Annotated in this window: 7 protein-coding genes and 1 pseudogene; 2 read left to right on the forward strand and 6 right to left on the reverse strand. The window is 44.1% G+C overall.

The window, feature by feature from the left end; genetic code table 11:
* Positions 1-515, reverse strand: a pseudogene (locus tag JGK14_RS33540) (hypothetical protein); the annotation flags it as partial.
* Between the two features lie 366 nt (positions 516-881).
* Between JGK14_RS33540 and JGK14_RS33545 the strand changes: the two are divergent.
* Positions 882-1,133 (forward strand): hypothetical protein, encoded by a 252-nt coding sequence (locus tag JGK14_RS33545; protein WP_325315993.1) that lies wholly within the window; start codon positions 882-884, stop codon positions 1,131-1,133.
* A gap of 40 nt (positions 1,134-1,173) precedes the next feature.
* Here JGK14_RS33545 and JGK14_RS33550 read toward each other — a convergent pair whose 3' ends face one another.
* The 5 genes from JGK14_RS33550 to JGK14_RS33570 all read right to left on the reverse strand — a co-directional run bounded on the left by JGK14_RS33550 (position 1,174) and on the right by JGK14_RS33570 (position 3,840).
* Positions 1,174-1,500, reverse strand: a complete 327-nt coding sequence (locus tag JGK14_RS33550) for a nucleotidyltransferase domain-containing protein (protein WP_325315994.1) — start codon at positions 1,498-1,500, stop codon at positions 1,174-1,176.
* A 184-nt stretch (positions 1,501-1,684) separates the two neighbouring features.
* On the reverse strand, positions 1,685-2,050 hold the full coding sequence (locus tag JGK14_RS33555; protein ID WP_293199362.1) for a hypothetical protein: 366 nt from the start codon (positions 2,048-2,050) through the stop codon (positions 1,685-1,687).
* Positions 2,043-2,255 (reverse strand): hypothetical protein, encoded by a 213-nt coding sequence (locus tag JGK14_RS33560; RefSeq protein ID WP_293209002.1) that lies wholly within the window; start codon positions 2,253-2,255, stop codon positions 2,043-2,045. Before JGK14_RS33560 ends, JGK14_RS33555 begins: the two co-directional genes overlap by 8 nt.
* 27 nt (positions 2,256-2,282) lie before the next feature.
* Positions 2,283-2,495 (reverse strand): ribbon-helix-helix domain-containing protein, encoded by a 213-nt coding sequence (locus tag JGK14_RS33565; protein ID WP_293209004.1) that lies wholly within the window; start codon positions 2,493-2,495, stop codon positions 2,283-2,285.
* A 229-nt stretch (positions 2,496-2,724) separates the two neighbouring features.
* The gene (locus tag JGK14_RS33570) at positions 2,725-3,840 is read right to left on the reverse strand and encodes an HlyD family secretion protein (RefSeq protein ID WP_293209006.1); all 1,116 of its coding nucleotides are present in this window, start codon (positions 3,838-3,840) and stop codon (positions 2,725-2,727) included.
* 452 nt (positions 3,841-4,292) lie between these two features.
* On the opposite strand from JGK14_RS33570, the gene JGK14_RS33575 reads away from it, so the two are divergent.
* On the forward strand, positions 4,293-4,520 hold the full coding sequence (locus JGK14_RS33575; protein ID WP_325315995.1) for a secretion protein HlyD: 228 nt from the start codon (positions 4,293-4,295) through the stop codon (positions 4,518-4,520).
* The last annotated feature ends 223 nt before the right edge of the window (positions 4,521-4,743 follow it).

Here is a 4,743-nt window from a genome sequence, read left to right on the forward strand (position 1 = left end):
TCCCCTCTGATTCTGTAGAGGTAAGCCATCCCCAAATTATTTTGACTCCTTGCCCATTCAAAGGGAAATGCGTCGGGGGTGTAAACTTCCAAGGATGCCTCAAAAGCTGCGATCGCCAATTCCAGATTCTCGGCTTTTTCCCCTCTGATTCTGTAGTGGTACGCACCTCCCAGACTGTTTTGAAACCTAGCCCACTTTTCTGGATACGTTTCGCGGGTGACAAGAGTTAATCCTATCTCTAGACAAGCAATACCAACCTCTAAATTACTTGCCCGACTGCCTTGACGCAAATTATAAAAACGAATACTCAAACCGTATAAAATATTAGCACGATTGTATGCTTCTTCTGCATCCAAAGTTGCCAGACTTTCTGTTGCCCACTCTCGCAAATATTGAGCAAAACCATCATCTATTAATTCTAGGTTAGCTTGCAGAATTTCGATTTCTTCCTCGCTGGGACAGGTGAGGAGAGATTCAATCAGATTTTGATAGGCTTCGCGGCGCGCTTCGTTCATTGCTGACAACCCATGTTTTTAGAATTTTACATTATTTGTCGGGGAAAAACAAGGGGGAAACCCGACATTCTGAATCATCTGGAGTCGTTGGAGTGTGCGTCATAAGCTAATACAGGTAAGATAGGGGAATCGTAGTGATAAAACGATGTGAAAAATAGACACTGCGATTGCTTCGTTCCTCGCAATGACAAAAAACTTTAACTTAACCGTATTGTGTCATAAGCTACCACGCAAAGATGTCGTATAATATAGATACAAGATAAGTAAGCGATCGCGCGTAATAATAAATCTATTCGGAATGGACGCAACCTCATTCAAAAAAATCTCGATAATTTGCGATGGGGCAAAAAACAAGAGGAAACTAAAATGATTTCACAAACTTTAGTAGAGATTGAACGTTCTATTAGTTCCCTGTCGATAGAAGAACAACTTTGGCTGCTGGAACGTATCGCTTGCCGAGTGCGGGAGAAAACTTACATAGCTAATAAACTCGCTAATGCTAAATACCTGGAAGCAGATATAGCAGAGATGGCCAACGATCCAGATATTCAAGTTGAGATTGCTGCTATCAATCAAGAGTTTCTTGTGGCAGAAATGGATGGTTTAGAAGCACTATGAGCATTCAAAGTTTGGAGTGTTCGATCGATTTGTTCCGGTTTCATAAAGCTATTCCCTCTTTACGAATATTCCTCAATAAAGGCCCATTGTAGTGCGTAAACCGATTTTCGTCCATAAACAAACAGCTAATCACTTCATCATTTTGGAGAGACAAATCTGCCCGAATATGGCTGATTCTTTTGATTTCTTCGCCGGGATTGACTTGCCCTTTCAGAACTACCAAAACATCAATATCTGAGTCGGGATATGCGTCACCCCGCGCTTGGGAACCGTAGAGTACCATTTGGGTGAGCCGATCGCCGTAGAGTTGCTCGAAGTGCGATCGTAATTCAGCTAGAATGGTCTTGAGTTTATCGTTGATTTTCATATTGGCGATGGATGTTATTTATTCTACACATAAACCCGGTGTATTTATTGTACACATAAACCCGGCGGTTGAAACCGCGTCTACAAAAACAAAGTACACATAAACCCGGCGGTTGAAACCGCGTCTACAAAAACAAAGTCCGCCTGCGCGGACTGAAGATAATTAATTAGAAAGGTTAAGATTTTTACCCAATTTCAACGGGTTGCAAAATCTCATTCACAGGCTTTCCTCGTTTTAATTCAACCCATTTAGACTCAACGGGTTCATAAGCGCAATAACAGACCATGATTTCCAGGTTTGTGTCGCTAGATGAGAATTTGTGGATGCTTTTCACAATCCAATTGCTATCTCGACCGTGGGTGACTCCGTTACCCGGATCTTCGAGGTTTTCGTATTCTCGCACCCGCTCGCCAATTTGAGGCAATTTCCCCGAAGAATCCCACTCTGTTGCTAAAATGTCAGTCAAACCACCGATCGGTAGTAGCTGACGTTCTTCCCAGCCTGGGGATGAGAGTGATTCTGTTTTAAAAACTATCCAAGTTTCATTCATCGTCGGTATCTCCAAAACGACTGTCTTCAAAAGAGGTTTGTTCGCCATAAAACACGCAATTGACCTTGAGAGTGCGATCTTTTGTACGTTCGATACGCTTCAACCTCCATCTGTACTTGCGGCTCATATCCTGACACTTACTTGGGTCAGTTGCACCGTGGTGATTTTCTAGTTCTGACGGTTCTGGTTCAGGTGAATTTGTCACTTTTTTCAATACTAGACATCAGTTTATTCATTCGCTAGAGCCTCCTTTTCCCGCTTGCTCTTTATGGATGAGCGGGTTTTGGTTTGGGTGGCTGTCCCGCTTTCCTTGAACTGCGGCTGTCACAATTCGCTCTACAAGATTGCTCATCGTGCGTCCTTCCTCCTTAGCCCATACCGTTAGGTCGTCCCTAATATCCTCATCCAAAACAAAATTAATTCTAGGTCGCCTGTACTTCCCCATTTGTTACCCGTTGGTTAGTGGTTAGTTACCAGCTTATGACGTTAGATTAACTTTTGGAATTGTGGATCGAGATGGTTGACAGTGGCATCTACTAGAGTCTATGATATAACTACGATCGCAAAATGTCAAACAAACAACAAACAAAAGTAGGGTGCGTCAGTAGGTAAAACCCAAATTTTTCGGGCTAACCTTAAGACTGACGCACCCTACGACCACGACTAATGACCAATTACATATCCGTCACCAACCTTGCCTTCCGCAAAATAAACGTCAAAACAGTTTCTTGACCAGTAATAATATCGGCTCTTCCTTCCATTCCTGACTGAATTGAATACTGGCGTGGGGTATTTGCCTGGGAAGTTCCAACTGCTTGATTGCGGGTAGATTCGAGTTTGGTTAGATAGGTTTGATCGGGTTTAATTGCAACTTCATAATAAGCAGTACCTAAATTATTACCGGGGTTTTGAGTGGCGATCGCATCTGGGGCGATCGCGCTGACTGTTCCTTTTAGTGTCCCGTAATCTGGGAAGGGTAAGGCGGAAATCCTCATCTGCACTGGTTGGCCGATTTGGATGCGGGCAATATCTTGGGATGTTACTCTGGCTTTGACTAAAAGGGGTACGTCGCTAGGGACGATTTGGGCGATCGCACTTCCGGCTTGTATTGTTTGACCGGTACTTTGTACTTCCAATTTGAGAATTGTACCATCAGCGGGCGCGCGGATCACGCTATTTTCGAGTTGTGACTGAATTTGATTGAGTTCTTTTTTAGCTTGAATTAATTGTTGTTGAATGGACGATCGCTTGACGAGCAAAACCCGCCGACTTCTGCCGAGTCTCTCGGCGACATCCGGCTGCGATGTGGCGATTTTTACAAGAGCGGACTCGACTACTTCTTGGGCGGCGGAATTTTGATTTTGGATGGTTTGAAATTGGCCGCTGGCTAAAATTTGATTTTCCAAGTCCCGCAGTTGCTGGTTGATTTGCTGTGCTGCTGTTTGAGACTGATTGACTGTGTCTTGGAACTGCTTTTTTTGAGTGCCCAAACGCGAAGCGTTGACAACTGCGATCGCATCTCCGGCTTTTACTGTCTGATTTTCGCTGACAGCAATGCTTTCGATGGTTCCTTCGGTTGCTGCTTGCACGACGCGCACTTCTCCGGCTGGACGGACGATCGCGTCTGCTTTGACTGTAGCACTGTATTTGGTGACGCTTGCCAGGGCGATCGCCCCGCCAAACGTCGCCACCATCAAAATTCCCCCCAAAGTAGTCCAGCGGCTGACAGGGGGCAAAAACTGGTCGTTATCAAAGGTTTCTGCGGGCATGGGTTCGGGTGTGCGAGGCATGGCGGCTATTGGGGGTGAGGGGAATTGTTTTGAATTTTAAGTTTTGAGTTTGGGGAAAGAGAATCGTTGTGAGTTTTAATGCCATTTCCAAAAAAGAATGCAACTCGCGGCCAACTCCAAAGCCTGATTAAATAAGTCATTTTCAAACCTCAAACGGTATGAGTTGGAAGAAGGAGAGATCGATCGCCTATTTCTTTTGTCACATTTATTTTCTAGCTTTCCGGACACCAAGGATAGATTTAGAAGTCTAAATCAAAATTCACATGGTCAAGGTCAAAATCCGCACAGCTTTGCCGTCCCCACCCGGAAATTTCCCCAAACATCAAGAATGGTGGATTCAGGCGGCAACAGTCAGGAAAACAGAGCATTTCCGCAATGATTTTTGGCACTGTTACCCGGTTTTTCTGGGATCGGTACGTAAGTAACTATATATGTCTTAATAGGAGTTCCTTATGCCGGACAATCAACAAAATTCACTTTTTACCGAATTAACCGATCGAGAATCTGGGACTGTCAGCGGTGGCAGCACTACCAGCGGTTTCAGCAGTGCTAACAGTAACAGCGATACCAAGAACAGCAGCAGCAATGGCATCAATACGCTGTTTTTCGTGCCACAGCCGAGTCAGCTTTTCCTTTACGATCCGATTCGCAATCGCCCTTACAAAACCCTTGTAGTCTAGATAGCTGAGTAAAGTAGTGCGATCGGATAAATCTTAAAATTTTCTCAGTAATATTCCGGGCGATCGCAGAGGCATGGAGAAGTATTAGTCAGTAATCATACGAGGCTATCGAAATTATATAAAGTTTCTAGTTTTCGTTCAATATTATCAATTTAAATGGAGTCAAACGATCATGCAAGAAACAAAGGAAAATTCACTGTTTACTGAACTCACCTCTGAAGAA

Source organism: Microcoleus sp. PH2017_28_MFU_U_A, from assembly GCF_020738035.1.
GTDB lineage: Bacteria > Cyanobacteriota > Cyanobacteriia > Cyanobacteriales > Microcoleaceae > Microcoleus.

Excerpts from the sequence above, each read along its gene's own strand:
- JGK14_RS33545 (WP_325315993.1), top strand. The coding sequence starts at position 882 with ATGATTTCACAAACTTTAGTAGAGATTGAACGTTCTATTAGTTCCCTG.
- JGK14_RS33550 (WP_325315994.1), bottom strand. The coding sequence starts at position 1,500 with ATGAAAATCAACGATAAACTCAAGACCATTCTAGCTGAATTACGATCG.
- JGK14_RS33555 (WP_293199362.1), bottom strand. The coding sequence starts at position 2,050 with ATGAATGAAACTTGGATAGTTTTTAAAACAGAATCACTCTCATCCCCA.
- JGK14_RS33565 (WP_293209004.1), bottom strand. The coding sequence starts at position 2,495 with ATGGGGAAGTACAGGCGACCTAGAATTAATTTTGTTTTGGATGAGGAT.
- JGK14_RS33570 (WP_293209006.1), bottom strand. The coding sequence starts at position 3,840 with ATGCCTCGCACACCCGAACCCATGCCCGCAGAAACCTTTGATAACGAC.
- JGK14_RS33575 (WP_325315995.1), top strand. The coding sequence starts at position 4,293 with ATGCCGGACAATCAACAAAATTCACTTTTTACCGAATTAACCGATCGA.